This is a genomic window from Luteimonas saliphila, from assembly GCF_016774335.1.
GTDB lineage: Bacteria > Pseudomonadota > Gammaproteobacteria > Xanthomonadales > Xanthomonadaceae > Luteimonas > Luteimonas saliphila.
In genome coordinates this window covers 205,920-218,592 of sequence record NZ_JAETWA010000046.1, presented here as the reverse complement: position 1 = coordinate 218,592, position 12,673 = coordinate 205,920, and the positions used below count along the sequence as shown (strand labels likewise).

14 protein-coding genes are annotated in these 12,673 nt (G+C 71.0%); 10 read left to right on the top strand and 4 right to left on the bottom strand.

Translation table 11 applies throughout. From position 1 onward, the window contains the following. Positions 1 to 41 precede the first annotated feature (41 nt). Complete coding sequence (locus tag JMO03_RS17910; protein ID WP_202845103.1) at positions 42 to 536, top strand: lipocalin family protein; 495 nt, start codon at positions 42 to 44, stop codon at positions 534 to 536. Between the two features lie 117 nt (positions 537 to 653). On the opposite strand, the gene JMO03_RS17905 is transcribed toward JMO03_RS17910, so the two are convergent. Further along, positions 654 to 1,229 (bottom strand): TlpA family protein disulfide reductase, encoded by a 576-nt coding sequence (locus JMO03_RS17905; RefSeq protein WP_202845102.1) that lies wholly within the window; start codon positions 1,227 to 1,229, stop codon positions 654 to 656. Positions 1,230 to 1,357: 128 nt separating this feature from the next. Next, complete coding sequence (locus tag JMO03_RS17900) at positions 1,358 to 1,909, bottom strand: YdeI/OmpD-associated family protein (protein ID WP_202845101.1); 552 nt, start codon at positions 1,907 to 1,909, stop codon at positions 1,358 to 1,360. A gap of 85 nt (positions 1,910 to 1,994) precedes the next feature. On the opposite strand from JMO03_RS17900, the gene htpG reads away from it, so the two are divergent. The 4 genes from htpG (at position 1,995) to JMO03_RS17880 (ending at position 6,901) form a co-directional block, all read left to right on the top strand. Continuing rightward, positions 1,995 to 3,893, top strand: a complete 1,899-nt coding sequence (gene htpG / locus JMO03_RS17895) for a molecular chaperone HtpG (protein WP_202845100.1) — start codon at positions 1,995 to 1,997, stop codon at positions 3,891 to 3,893. Positions 3,894 to 4,354: 461 nt separating this feature from the next. Further along, the gene (locus tag JMO03_RS17890) at positions 4,355 to 5,059 is read left to right on the top strand and encodes a hypothetical protein (RefSeq protein ID WP_202845099.1); all 705 of its coding nucleotides are present in this window, start codon (positions 4,355 to 4,357) and stop codon (positions 5,057 to 5,059) included. A gap of 88 nt (positions 5,060 to 5,147) precedes the next feature. After that, a complete protein-coding gene (locus JMO03_RS17885; RefSeq protein ID WP_202845098.1) occupies positions 5,148 to 6,215 on the top strand; it encodes a LysM peptidoglycan-binding domain-containing protein in 1,068 nt (355 codons plus the stop codon). 230 nt (positions 6,216 to 6,445) lie between these two features. Next, on the top strand, positions 6,446 to 6,901 hold the full coding sequence (locus tag JMO03_RS17880) for a PA2169 family four-helix-bundle protein (protein ID WP_202845097.1): 456 nt from the start codon (positions 6,446 to 6,448) through the stop codon (positions 6,899 to 6,901). A gap of 135 nt (positions 6,902 to 7,036) precedes the next feature. Here the strand turns inward: JMO03_RS17880 and JMO03_RS17875 are convergent, their stop codons facing one another. Continuing rightward, a complete protein-coding gene (locus tag JMO03_RS17875; protein WP_202845096.1) occupies positions 7,037 to 7,954 on the bottom strand; it encodes a MerR family transcriptional regulator in 918 nt (305 codons plus the stop codon). Positions 7,955 to 8,052: 98 nt separating this feature from the next. On the opposite strand from JMO03_RS17875, the gene JMO03_RS17870 reads away from it, so the two are divergent. From JMO03_RS17870 to JMO03_RS17855, 4 genes are all read left to right on the top strand, one after another. Beyond that, a complete protein-coding gene (locus JMO03_RS17870; protein WP_202845095.1) occupies positions 8,053 to 8,598 on the top strand; it encodes a fasciclin domain-containing protein in 546 nt (181 codons plus the stop codon). A 61-nt stretch (positions 8,599 to 8,659) separates the two neighbouring features. Continuing rightward, on the top strand, positions 8,660 to 8,887 hold the full coding sequence (locus JMO03_RS17865) for a DUF378 domain-containing protein (protein WP_202845094.1): 228 nt from the start codon (positions 8,660 to 8,662) through the stop codon (positions 8,885 to 8,887). Between the two features lie 361 nt (positions 8,888 to 9,248). Further along, the gene (locus JMO03_RS17860; RefSeq protein ID WP_425491862.1) at positions 9,249 to 9,779 is read left to right on the top strand and encodes a fasciclin domain-containing protein; all 531 of its coding nucleotides are present in this window, start codon (positions 9,249 to 9,251) and stop codon (positions 9,777 to 9,779) included. Between the two features lie 263 nt (positions 9,780 to 10,042). After that, positions 10,043 to 10,525, top strand: a complete 483-nt coding sequence (locus tag JMO03_RS17855; protein ID WP_202845092.1) for a ribosomal L7/L12 family protein — start codon at positions 10,043 to 10,045, stop codon at positions 10,523 to 10,525. A 286-nt stretch (positions 10,526 to 10,811) separates the two neighbouring features. Here the strand turns inward: JMO03_RS17855 and JMO03_RS17850 are convergent, their stop codons facing one another. After that, positions 10,812 to 11,555 (bottom strand): SDR family oxidoreductase, encoded by a 744-nt coding sequence (locus JMO03_RS17850; protein ID WP_202845091.1) that lies wholly within the window; start codon positions 11,553 to 11,555, stop codon positions 10,812 to 10,814. 99 nt (positions 11,556 to 11,654) lie between these two features. On the opposite strand from JMO03_RS17850, the gene JMO03_RS17845 reads away from it, so the two are divergent. Continuing rightward, on the top strand, positions 11,655 to 12,566 hold the full coding sequence (locus JMO03_RS17845; protein ID WP_202845090.1) for an AraC family transcriptional regulator: 912 nt from the start codon (positions 11,655 to 11,657) through the stop codon (positions 12,564 to 12,566). The last annotated feature ends 107 nt before the right edge of the window (positions 12,567 to 12,673 follow it).

Here is a 12,673-nt window from a genome sequence, read left to right as displayed (position 1 = left end):
ATACCTGTGCGCCCCACGCTCCGCAGTGCGCAGGACGTCCCATGCCCGACCATCCCGAACCGGCCACCGTCGCCCACGTCGACATCGCGCGCTACATGGGCACCTGGTACGAGATCGCGCGTCTGTCGATGCGCCACGAGCCGGAAGATGCCACCGACATTTCCGCGCACTTCACGCTGCAGGACGACGGCAAGGTCGAAGTGCGCAACCGCATGCGCCGCAACGGCGAGGTCGAGGAGGCAGTGGGCGAGGCGCGCGCCATCGACGACAGCGGCAGCCGGCTGGAGGTGAGCTTCCTGCCCGAAGGCCTGCGCTGGATTCCCTTCACCCGGGGCGACTACTGGATCGTCGCGCTGGCGCCGGACTACAGCGTCTCGCTGGTCGGCAGCCCCGATCGCAGGTACCTGTGGCTGCTCGCACGCGAGCCGAAGCTCGACGAAACCACCCGCGGCCACTACCTCGCCATCGCCGAACACCACGGCTTCGACCTGGCGCGGCTGATCCATACCCCGCACACCGGCCAACCGACGGCCTGATCCGACGCACTAGGCCTTCGGGCCCGGTGGCAGGCGGATGCGCGGGTTGTCGATGCCGCCAGAAGCCGGGAACGCGGGACCGCCAGGCGCCATGCCGCGCGGCGGGCCGCGCCCGCTTCAGGTCTGGAGTCCGGACGCGGTTGCGACGACTTCGGCGGCCGGGGCCGGATCGGCCGCCGGCGCGGGGCGGGCGAGCACCTCGTTGAGAATTTCGATCGTCCGCACCGCGCCTTCCTCCGAATAGCCGCTGCGGATCGCGACCAGGGTGCCGGCCTTGTCGAAGATGTACATGCGCGGGACTCCCGTCACGCCGAAGGCATCGGAAAGCGCGCCATCGCGATCATGCGTCCAGGTCACCGGCGACTTGCGCAGCGCGCGGCGAATGCTGCGGTAATCGGCGGCAGGTTCCTTGAAGTTCACCACCACCACGCGCAACCGATCCGTGCCGACCTCGCTCTGGAGATGGTCCAGCAGCGGGAACTGCTTGCGGCAGTAGCCGCACCACGAGGCCCAGAAGCTCACCACCATCGCCTTGCCGAGGTGCGCGCTGATGCGGACCTCCTCGCCCTCGGGCGTCTTCCCGAGCAGGTCGACCGGCGAGGGCTCGCCGACCCTGGGCGAGGCCTGCGCCAGGCCCGCGACGCACAATACCAGCAGGCCAATGGCCTGCCGGACCTTCCAGGCTGTCTTCATGCTCCCCTCCCCCCCGCGCGTCGCTTCAGCGCATGCGCCGAAACATCCACCGGCGCGGGCCATCCCGTCAAGCCTGTCGCATGCCACGCGTCCGTGCGGTGTGCGCGCCATGCGCGCGGCGCAGGTGCCTATTCCGCCGCCTCGGGCGGGCCCATGTTGCCCAGGCTGTACATGCCCGAGCGGTCGAAGCAGCAGGCGCGGCGCATGCCGGACGCGAGCTTGTCGCAGGCGGTGGCGATGCGCTTGAGGCGCGTCTCCGCCTTCTTGCCCGAGGTGATCCAGTGGATCCAGTCGCGCCGTGCGACGGCGGTGATGTCCTTCCAGGTCGCGAGCGCGGCCGGATGCGCGGCCAGGGCGCGGCGCAGGTCCGCCGGCACCTTCGGCTCGGGCTCGCGCGCCACCGGCGCGATTTCCAGCGCGACTGTGTCGCGGGCGTCGACGCCCGCGGCCTCGCGCAGCTTCTTCTCCACCTTCAGCCAGTGGCTGCCCTGGCCGTCCGGCTCCAGCGTGGCCTGGAACGGCTGGCCTTCGAGGGTGCCGTCGACGGTGACCATGCTGCGCGTGGGCAGCCTGACGCTGGCCGCCGCAGGCAGCACCAGGAACCGCCACGCAGCGCCTTTGGGCTGCGCCGGGCGCTGCAGCCTCGCCTTGAACCGGATGCCGGCAGGGGCCTTGTCCATGCGCGAAAGATAGCACCGGCACGCTTGAAATCGCCGCCGGCGCACGCATATCCGCGGCCTGCCTGGCCATGCAAGGGAAGGGTCCATGACCGACGCCACCACCACCGAAACCCGCAAGTTCGAAGCCGAGGTCGCCCAGGTGCTGCACCTGGTCACGCACTCGCTGTACTCGCACAAGGAGATCTTCCTGCGCGAGCTGATTTCCAACGCCTCCGATGCCTGCGACAAGCTGCGCTTCGAGGCCATCGCCAAGCCCGAGCTGCTGTCGGGCGCCGGCGAGCTGCACATCGACGTCAGCTGGGACAAGGACGCGCGCACGATCACCATCGCCGACACCGGCATCGGCATGAGCCGCGACGAGGTGGTGGCCAACATCGGCAGCATCGCCAGCTCCGGGACCCGCCGCTTCCTCGAGGCGCTGGGCAGCGAACAGAAGGCCGACGCGCGCCTGATAGGCCAGTTCGGCGTGGGCTTCTACTCCGCCTTCGTGGTCGCCGACCGGGTCACCGTGCTCACCCGCCGCGCCGGCGACGCCCCCGACGCCGGCGTGAAGTGGGAGAGCGACGGCCGCGGCGAGTACACGCTCGAATCCGCCACGCTCGACCAGCGCGGCACCACCGTGGTGCTGCATCTGAAGGCGGACGAGGACGAATTCCTCGACGGCTGGAAGCTGCGGGCGCTGGTGCGCAAGTATTCCGACCACGTTGCGTTCCCGATCCGCATGCCGAAGGAAGCCGCTGCCGCCGGGGAAGACGAAGAGAAGACGGACGAAGCACCGCAGTGGGAAACGGCCAACGACGCCTCCGCGCTGTGGACCCGTCCGAAGAGCGAGATCACCGACGAGGAATACCAGAACTTCTACAAGTCGCTCGGCCACGACTTCAACGACGCCGCGGCCTGGTCGCACAACCGGGTCGAGGGCAGCCAGAGCTTCACCACCCTGCTGTACCTGCCCTCGCAGCCGCCGTTCGACCTGATGATGGGCGGGCGCGACGAGCGCAAGGGGCTCAAGCTCTACATCAAGCGCGTCTTCATCATGGACGCCGCGGAAGAACTGCTGCCGAACTACCTGCGCTTCGTGCGCGGCGTGGTGGACGCCGACGACCTGCCGCTCAACGTCAGCCGCGAGATCCTGCAGCACAACCGCCAGCTCGAACGCATCCGGGGCGCGTGCGTGAAGCGCGTCCTGGACCTGGTCGAGAAGCTCTCGCGCGACGAGCCGGACACCTTCGCCGCCTTCATCAAGGCCTTCGGCAATACGCTCAAGGAAGGCATCGTCGAGGACCATGCCAACCGCGAGCGGATCGCGAAGCTGCTGCGGTTCGCTTCCACCCGGGGCGAAGGCGAGGCGCAGACGGTGTCGCTGGACGACTACGTCGGCCGCATGGCCGAGGGCCAGGACGCGATCTGGTACGTCACCGCCGACGGCTACCGCGCCGCGGCCGGCAGCCCGCAGCTGGAGGCGTTCCGCGCGCGCGGCATCGAGGTGCTGCTGATGTCCGACCGCATCGACGAATGGATGCTCGGCCACCTGCGCGAGTACGCCGGCAAGCCGCTGCGCCACGTCGCCAAGGGCGAACTGCCGCTGGACGAGGCTGAGAAGGCGAAGCAGGCCGAGGCCTCGCAGGCGGCGGCGCCGCTGCTCGAACGCATCAAGGGCCTGCTCGGCGAGCGGGTCGAGGACGTGCGCGTGTCCGCGCGCCTGACCGACTCGCCGGCCTGCCTGGCCCTGTCGGAGTACGAGATGGCGCCGCACCTGGCGCGCCTGCTGCGCGAGGCCGGCCAGGATGTGCCCGGTGGCAAGCCGGTGCTCGAGGTCAATCCGCGCCACCCGCTGCTGCAGAGGCTGCTCGGCGAACACGACGACGCGCGCGCCGCCGACCTCGCCCACCTGCTGCTGGAACAGGCCGAACTCGCCGCCGGCGCCCCGCTGCCGGATCCGGCCGCCTTCGTGCAGCGCATGAACCGGCTGCTGGCGGGATGAGGAACGGCCGCTTGCACGGCACTGCCGTGCGGCCGCTCCGAACGCCCGGCGCGCTGCGCCGGGCTGGGTGAGGGAGGACTGCTTGCACGGCACTGCCGTGCAGTCCTGCCGAACGCCCGGCGCGCTGCGCCGGGCCGGGTGAGAAATAGCCGCTCGCACGGCCGCCTGCGGCCGTAGCCCGGATAAGGCCGCAGGCCGCATCCGGGATGCCGGGGTACCGGCCCTGCGCGCGGCGATGGCGCACCCCCATCCGCCTTGGGCACCTTCCACCCGTGAAGGGGCAATGCCCCGCAGGCGGGGAAGGAAAGAACCACGCGCCTCGCAAGCGGCGAATGCAAAAAGAGTTGCGGACCCCCAGACGCGGGGCTGACACCACCGCGTCTGTCCACCGTGCGGCGCCGCTCACGGCATGCCCGGGCGCGGCGCGCTATCGTTGCCCGCTCAACGCCCCGGAGACACGCATGGCCTCGACCGGTTGCTGCACGCGCGCCGCATCCGCGGCCCGCCCCATCACCCTGTCCTGCATGTTCGTCCTGCTGCTCGCGGGGTGCGGGTCGCGCACACCGACGGCTACGCCGGAGTCGACCGCGGGCACGCCGGAGACGCTGGAGACGCCAACGGCCTCGCGCGTCCACACACCCGCAGCGACGTCGGCGCCCACTCCCCCGTTGGCGTCCTATGCATCTTCCCCTGCCTCCTCTTCCTCTCCCGCTTCCCCACCGCCGCCCGCCCGGGCAGACGGGCGGGCGATCTCGCCCGAGGGCGTCTACGCCATGGCGCCCCCGCTGGGATCGGAGCTGCGCGTGGTCGCGCTCCCCGGTCGCGCCGGCGAGTACCGCATCGAGGTGCACGGGGGCGGCGATCCGGTCGACGGCGCCGGGGTCGCCGCCGATTGCCAGGCGGTCGCCGAAGGGCCGCTGGAAGGCGGGCGCATCGATGCGACCCTGGTTCCGTTCGAAAGCGATATCGGCGGCCTCGATGCCACCGACCTGCAGTCCGCGCCGCGAATGGTGCTGACCTTGCAGGGCGACCGCGCGCAACTGGAGGGCGGGTTCGAGCATTGCCCGATGGGCACGGCGATGGCCGGCACCTACCGGCGCACGGCCGCGACGAAGCTCTTCGAAGCGTGCGCGCCGCTGCCCGCCGCGTGCTGGAACCGTGACTGAGCGCACGCGCACTGGGGTCGACCCGAGGATGTGAGTCGCCGCCGCCCGGGTTATTCCTGTCGGACCCCCGCGTGCGGAACATAGAGCCATGGACAGCAGCAACGGCGTCGGCAGTGCGGACAGCCGCGATCATTCGCAGGACGTGCAGGGCAATACCCAGGCCTCGAGCGCCTCGAGCACGTCGGCCACCACCAGCGCGTCCGACGCGCTCGATGCGGTCACGTTCGACAATCCCGCCGCGCAACGCGCGGTCGCCGACGCGATCGCGACACAGACGCCGATCGCGCTCTCGGGGCCGGTCTGCTACACGATGCAGCCGGGCCAGACCCTGCAGGACGTCGCCACCGCGTTCGGCATCACCGTGCGCGAACTCGCGATCGCCAACGACATCACCAACCCCGAGACGGTGCAGCCGGGGCAGACGATCAGCGTCGCGCCGCCGGTCGACAAGCCGGAGATCGGCTCGCTGTCGGCGCAGTACGAAACCGGCAATCGCGGGCCCGGCACGGTGTCGACCGGCCGCGGCGACATCGGCGGCGTCTCCTACGGCAGCTACCAGCTCTCGACCGCGGCCGGACGCCCGCAGGAATTCCTGGCCACCGAAGGCGCACAGTGGGCTGCCGAGTTCGCGGGACAGCGGGCGGGCACGCCCGGGTTCAGCCAGACCTGGCGCGACGTGGCCGCGCGCGAGCCCGAGGCCTTCCAGCAGGCGCAGCACGACTACATCGAACGCACCCACTACGATCCGCAGGCGGCGCGCGTCGAGCAGCGCACCACCGTGGCCGGCGTCGACGGCGGCATCGCCACCGCCGGCGTCGACCTGTCGCAGCATTCGCGCGCCTTGCAGAACGTGGCCTGGTCCACCGCCGTGCAGCACGGCCCGCGCAGCAATATCGTCGCCGACGCGATCGCCGACGTGCGCGCGGCCGGCGTGCAGGACTGGGAGGCGGGCTTCGACCGCGCCGTGATCGATGCGGTCTACGACGAACGCGGCCGGGTCGACCGCAACGGCGAGCTCGTGCACTTCAGCAGCAATTCCGCCGCGGTGCAGCGCGGCGTCGCCGAGCGCTTCGTCAACGAGCGCGCGGACGCGATCGCCGCGCTGGAAGCGGAAGACGGCGCGCTGCGCGAAGCGCTCGGGCAGACCGAGCCGTAACAGGCGAGGCGTCATGCCGCGGTGCAACGTCGGGCGCGTTCGATGGCGATCGGCGCGTTACCGCAAGCGCGGCAGGCGCCAGCGGCCGCGTGGGACGAACGGACCATGGCAACCACCGCGCTCACGCCGTCCACGCAAAGCTGAGGTCGCGTTCAGTCCCGCGCGCCGATTGCACGTTGCCTTGATGCCTCCTGGTGGACACTGGTGCCCACACATTGAGGAGACATCACATGAACGTGGAAAAGAAGATCCAGCACAGCCTGAACGACCTGATCGAGATCGCGCGCGACGGCGGCGAGTTCTACACCGAGGCCGCGGGCAAGGTGAAGGATCCGCGCCTGGCGACGCTGTTCAGCCAGATGGCCGCGCACAAGCAGGAGATCGTGACCACGCTGAGTGCGGACGTCGCCGCGACCGGTGGCGATCCGGCCGACCACGGCACCATGGTGGGCTCGATGCACCAGCTGTACGGCAAGGCGCGCGCCGCGCTGGGCGATACCAACTATGCCTACGTCGCCGAGCTCGAGGAATCCGAGGACCGCCTGCTGAAGGCGTTAAAGGACACCCTGAAGGACGACGACACTCCCGCCCAGGCACGCATGGCCGCCGAGCGGCTGATGCCTCGCGTCGTCGAATGCCACGACATCATGCGCAACCACAAGCAGGCGCTGAAGGCCGCGAGCTGAGTTCGAGGCATCGCGCAACGCGCCCCGCACGACCGACAGAAGCCCCGGCACCAGCCGGGGCTTTTTCTATGGCGCGTTTCGCCGATGTGCCGGAGCGGAGCACCGCCACCGCCATCGGCATTGCCGCGAAGCGCATCATCCTGCCCGCGCCGCGGCCCGCCTGCCACGCGACGACGTCGCCTCGCGCCGGATCAGGCGCGACAGGGCCGCGGGATCGGTCAGCGCCTGCACGCGCGCGAGCGCGAGCGCCTCGGCCAGGTAGCGCGCGTTGGCACCGCCCAGCCACACCGGCACGCCGGGCGCCAGCGCCTCGTCGAGCACCCGCAGTTCGGCCAGCGCGGCCGGCGCCTGGCCCGGATCGACCGAACTGAGCGCCACCGCCATCACGTCCAGGCGTTCGGCCACGCGCGCGAGCTCGCGCGCCGGCAGTTCGGTGCCCAGATACAGCACCGGCGCGCCGGCGTCGTGGGCGTGCAGCGCAGCGCCGAGCAGGCCCAGCTCGTGCGGCTCGCCGGGCAGGGTGGCGAACAGGATGCGCGGGCGCTGCTCGCGCGGGTGCTGGTTGAGCACCGACAGGAAGCGCGCGCGCAGCAGGCTGCTGACCAGCCGCTCCTGCGCGATCGCGAGCCGCCCGTCCGCCCAGCGCACGCCGACCTCGCGCAGCAACGGCGTCACCACGCGCGCCACCAGCACCGACATCGGCAGGGTCGCGATCGCCACCGACAGGTCGCGGTCGAATACGTCCACCCGGTAATCGGCGATCGCATCCAGCATCCGTTCGGGCAGGGTCTCGACCCCGCCGTACCCGGCGTGGCGGCTTTCCTCCAGCAACTGGTCGAGGGCGACGTCATCCAGGGCGGCGAGGTCGCGGATCGGATGACCGCGGTCGGTCAGCCGGTGCAGGTGGGTGAGCCGCTCGACCATCGCGGCGTCGTACAGGCGGCGCCCCTTGTCGTCGCGCAGCGGCACGACGGCCGCGTGCCTGCGTTCCCAGGCGCGCAGGGTCTCGGGGGTGAGCCCGCTGAGATCGGCGGCGGCCTTGACCGGGAACATGGGATGGATTGTACAACATACGTACAAGTACAAATTGTACAACGGCCTAACGCCGAACACCGGAGACTGGCCACCTGCCCCACTCCGGAACCACACCGATGACCCATCCAGTCCAGCTCCGCCCCACCACCCCCGTCCGCGCCCTGGTCGCCGCACTCGCGCTCGGCCTTGCCGCGCCCCTGGCGTTCGCCGCGCAGCCGGCCGCACCGCAGGCCGGCGTCTCCCAGGCCCAGGCCGACATCGTCGACACCGCGGTCGCGGCCGGCCAATTCAAGACCCTCGCCGCCGCCCTCGCCGCGGCCGGACTGGTCGACACGCTCAAGGGCGCCGGTCCGTTCACCGTGTTCGCGCCCACCGACGCGGCCTTCGCCGCGCTGCCGGCCGGCACCTTGGACAACCTGCTCAAGCCCGAGAACAAGGACCAGTTGGTCGCGATCCTCACCTACCACGTCGTGCCGGGACGCTACCCGGCCGCCCGCGTGGTGACGCTGGACGAAGCCACCACCGTCCAGGGCGGCGCGGTCGACATCGCCGCCACAGGCAGCGCCGTGACGGTCGGCGGCGCGAACGTCGTCAGTCCCGATGTCCAGGCGAGCAATGGCGTGATCCACGTGATCGACAAGGTCCTGATCCCGGGCAGCTGACCGCTGCCCATCCCCCGCAAGCACCCCACGCGCACTCCCCACGCATCCAAGGAGACACACCATGAAAGTACTCAACCTCGTCACCCTCGCCCTGGTCATCGTCGGCGGCATCAACTGGGGCCTCGTCGGTGCCGCCCAGTTCGATCTGGTCGCCACAATCTTCGGCGGCCAGGATGCCCTCCTCGCCCGCTTGGTCTACGTGCTGGTCGGCCTGTCCGCGCTGTGGCAGATCGTGCCGCTGATGCGCGCCGGCAACGTCGGCGAAGTGCGCGCCGAAGCGCACCGCTGATCCACGCCGGCACCGTCTGCAGTCCCGGCCGGCCCGCCGCACGCGGCTCCCTCCCGGCCCGGACCTTCGCACGCAGTTGGTGCACCGGGGTCGTCGTGGTCCTGTGCCTTCGGGTGCAAGGCGCTTCGGCCCCGGTTTTTTTCCCGGTTCTTTTCCGCTCGATAGCTTTCCATCGATGCACGCCTGGCGCGCAGGCACCGAGTGCCGTGCGCCCGTCGCGATCGATCCAACCTCCACAAAGGACACCACCATGAAACTCCATGTACTCACCGCCGCCCTGCTCGGCGCACTCGCACTCAGCGCCTGCCAGAACGACACCGCCGACACCGCGATGACGCCCGACGCCGACGACACGGCCGCCATGGCCGACACCGCGCCGGTAGTCGACGACGCGACCACTTCAGCCGATGCCACCGGCGCGATGGACGCCACCGCCGGCGCGTCTGCTTCCGGCGACATCGTCGATGCCGCCATCGCCTCGCCCGACCACACCACCCTGGTCGCGGCCGTGCAGGCCGCCGGGCTGGTCGACACGCTGAAGGGCGCCGGCCCGTTCACCGTGTTCGCGCCCAGCAACGCCGCGTTCGAGAAGCTGCCGGCCGGTACCGTCGATGGCCTGCTCGCACCCGCTGCCAAGAGCGACCTGACCAGCGTGCTCACCTATCACGTGGTGTCGGGCAATGTCGACGCCGCAACGCTGACGCAGCAGATCGAAGCCGGCGGCGGCAATGCGACGCTGACCACCGTGCAGGGTGGCACGCTGACCGCGCGCGCCGATGGCGGAACGGTCACGCTGACCGATGCCAAGGGCGGCGTCTCCACCGTCACCGCCGCCGACTTGCGCGGCAGCAACGGCGTGATCCACGTGGTCGATAGCGTGTTGATGCCGTAAGGCGCCTTCGCGGCGCCTTCGCGGCGCCTGCGCCTGGCGCGAGGCGCCGATACAGGCAGTACCACGCGGACTCCTCGTCTGGTCCGCGAGTCTCGGGGAGGCGGCCATGGTCGCCTCCTTCTTTTCTCGCGTTGGTGCGCGAATGCCGCGTGGCAGGTTCGCCGCTCCACCACGCGTGCGCAGCCACGCATTTCCGCATCAGCCGATGCAACCCGACGCATTCGCGGCTTATGCTGGCTTCCCGTTCGCGGAGCCCGCAGTCCATGTCGTCGCGTCCGCCGTATTTTTCGCCGCAAGCCGTCGATGCCATCGCCCGCGGGCAGACGATCGACGCCATCCGGCACCTGCGCGAGGACAACGGGCTGAGCCTGCGCGACGCCAAAGCGGCGGTCGACGCCTATGCCGCGGGCCGGCGCGACTTCGACGCGACGCCCTCCGGGCCTGACGCGACCGACGCGCCCGACCTCGCCGCCAGGGTCGAGCGCCTGCTGCAGGACGGTCACGTCATCGAGGCGATCAGGCTGGTGCGCGAGGCCACCGGCATGGGCCTGAAGGAAGCGCGCGACTGGGTCGAGGCGCATCGCAGCGGCCAAGACCCGTCGCCCCAGGCGGCTCCCGACATGCCTTCTGCCAAGGACCCCCGCGCCGGTGCCACGGTGCAGCGCGATTCGGACGGGCGCTGGATCCTGTGGGCCGGGCTGGGCCTGATCGTTCTCGCGGGCGCGGCCTGGTGGCTCGGTCGCTAGGTTGCCGCGACGTGCGCCGCCTCCCGCACCGCTCCTCCCGGCCCGCCGCCAGCGCTGCACGTGTCGAAAACCGGCTGGCGCGCCTGAAGCGTGCAGTGGTCCACCTGGCGCCTGGCCAGTGCCCGCAGGCGTCGCAAGTCCTTGTCGCAACTGCGTCGAACGCGGTGCCCGGCACGCGGGCGTGGACCGCGCGCCGTGCGCCCTCGCGTCGCACCAGCCGCCGGGGAATCAGGCGTCCCGTTTCCCCCGGACCAGGCGCGAAGCGATTCGACCCGGCCGCAGCCCGCTAGGCAGCGCGCGCCAGCGCCAGTGCGTCCGCGCCCGCCGCGTAGCGCAATCGCGTTGAGGCATCGTTCGCCGCCTGCCATACGGCCTGCGCCACGTCGTGCGGTTGGGTGACGGCGGTGAGCTGCGCGAAGCCTTCGAACACCTGGCCCGCGAACGGCGCATACGGCTCGGTCACCAGGCCCCGCATGCGGTCCGCGCCGTTCTCGGCGAAACGCGTGTCGGGGCAGTAGCCGGGTTCGACCAGTCTCGCGCGCACGTCGAACCCGGCCAGCTCCAGCGCCAGCGATCCGGTGAAGCCTTCGATCGCGGCCTTGCTGGCGGTGTAGGCCGCGACCAGCGGGAACGGCGCGAGCGTGGCGCTGGAGGTGACGTTGACGATCGTCCCGGCGCCGCGCTCGCGCATGCGCGGGATCGCCGCCTGGCACATCGCCATCGTGCCGAAGGTGTTGGTCTCGAATATCTCGCGCACGGTCGCCATCGGCGTGGCCTCGAACGCGCCGAACAGGCCGAGGCCGGCGTTGTTGACCAGCACGTCGATCGGCCCGGCCGCCTCCAGTGCGGCGGCTATGCTGGCGGCGTCGGTCACGTCCAGCGCCAGCACACGGATGCCGGGCGCGTCCGCGAACAGATCCGCGCGGGGGCGGCGCATGGTGGCGATCACCTGCCAGCCCTGCGCGTGGAAGTGGCGGACGGTGGCGAGGCCATAGCCGGACGAGCAGCCGGTGATCAGAACGGTGTTCATGGGTGGCTCCTGGGGTGTTTGACCGGGAGGCCAGCGTGAGCCAGGATCGCCGGATGATCGATAGCCAAACGTCCGCATTCATGTAGTGATCGTCCGGAAATGAGCGATCCGCTGTCCCAGGTCGTCGCCCTGCTACAGCCGCGGGCGATGTTCGCCAACGTCGTCAGCGGCCGTGGCCGCTGGGCCGTGCGCTACGCCGAGTACGGCAGGCCCAGCTTCTGCATCATGCTCGACGGCCGCTGCCTGCTGGCCGTCGATGGCCACCCGCCGTTCGCGATCGAAGCCGGCGACTTCATCCTGCTGCCTGCGACGCCGGCCTTCACCCTCGCAAGCGACGATGCGCCCGCGCCCGTGCTGCGCGATCCCGAGGCCTTACCCAGCGACGGCAGCGAAGTGCGCTACGGCGAGCCAGGCGGCACGCCCGACATGCGCTCGCTCGGCGGCGCCTTCGTGTTCGACCGCACCGATCCCGCGCTGCTGGTCTCGCTGCTGCCGGCCGTGGTGCACGTGCGCGACGCCACGCGGCTGACGCAGCTGGTGGCGATGGTGGCCGAGGAAACCACGCAGCCGCGCGCCGGCCGCGAGGCCGCGTTGTCGCGCCTGGCCGAACTGCTGCTGATCGAAGCGATGCGCGCGACCACCGCGGGCACCGCGCCACCCGGCCTGCTCAGGGGCCTGGGCGACGAACGCCTCGCCATCGCGCTGACGCTGATGCACGCGCACATCGAACGACCCTGGACCGTCGCGCAACTGGCCAGTGCCGCCGCGCTGTCGCGCTCGAGCTTCTACGAGCGCTTCACCCGCACCGTCGGGATCGCGCCGATGGAGTACCTGCTGGCCTGGCGCATGCGGATCGCCGGGCAACTGCTGCGCCAGGGCGAGCTGCGCGCAGCCGGGATCGCCGAGCGCGTGGGTTACGCATCGGCCAGCGCCTTCAGCGCGGCGTTCCGGCGACATGCGGGGCTGGCGCCGGGCGCGTACGTGCGGGCGATCGGATCCGACGGATCCTGACCGGTCCGCCGCGCCGCGCCGGCAAGGACAGTTCTTCCGGTTTGTCGCCCCGCAAGCCAGAGGCGGAATGCGGGCTGGATGGTGTTCCCTGTGCGGGCACTGGATCG